The sequence below is a fragment of the Bacillus cereus group sp. BfR-BA-01360 genome, assembly GCF_022663595.1.
In the GTDB taxonomy this organism is placed as follows: domain Bacteria; phylum Bacillota; class Bacilli; order Bacillales; family Bacillaceae_G; genus Bacillus_A; species Bacillus_A cytotoxicus.
The window spans coordinates 1-559 of record NZ_JAKUFV010000073.1; the positions used below are offsets into that span (position 1 = coordinate 1).

Consider the following 559-nt stretch of genomic DNA (forward strand, 5'->3'; position numbering starts at 1 on the left):
ATTTAGTGTACAGAAACCATTGAAAAAATGAGTTATAGTAATAACATAAGAAATTGACGAAAGGGCAACTGGTGCACGGTTGCTCTTTTTATCGATAAATGATGAATGATGGGTGTAGGTAAAAGGGGTATTTTTTTGATATAATTAATAATAGAATGGGGGGGTGTTAATTATGGCATTAGAACAAGGATTAAATAAGCCTTATGATCAAGGTTTATATGTTAGCGATGCTAACAGTGCATTATATGATTATAAAGTTTTTCATAAAGATACGGATCATCTAACTTATATTATATTTACGAATTTAAGAACAGGAAAAACGTATGGACCAATGGAATTACCTGATGAAAATCTAGATCTTTCAGAAACCATTAAAGAATTTCTCGATAAAAAAGCTAGCGAGCTTTATCCGAATACTTGAATCTTAAAAGTCACACTCATATATGAGTTGTGGCTTTTTATTATGTGAAAATTACATAGGTGGTGTGTGTAAGCAATGAAGGATGAGTTATTACAAAACATCATACTAAAAAAGAAAATTAATCAATTGTCTGATGAT

Annotated in this window: 1 protein-coding gene; it reads left to right on the forward strand. The window is 30.2% G+C overall.

The features are described from left to right. The first annotated feature begins 172 nt into the window (after window positions 1-172). Window positions 173-421 (forward strand): hypothetical protein, encoded by a 249-nt coding sequence (locus MR056_RS21945; protein ID WP_242136731.1) that lies wholly within the window; start codon window positions 173-175, stop codon window positions 419-421. Window positions 422-559 lie beyond the last annotated feature (138 nt).

Coding starts and splice junctions, on each gene's coding strand:
- MR056_RS21945 (WP_242136731.1), top strand. CDS start 173: ATGGCATTAGAACAAGGATTAAATAAGCCTTATGATCAAGGTTTATAT.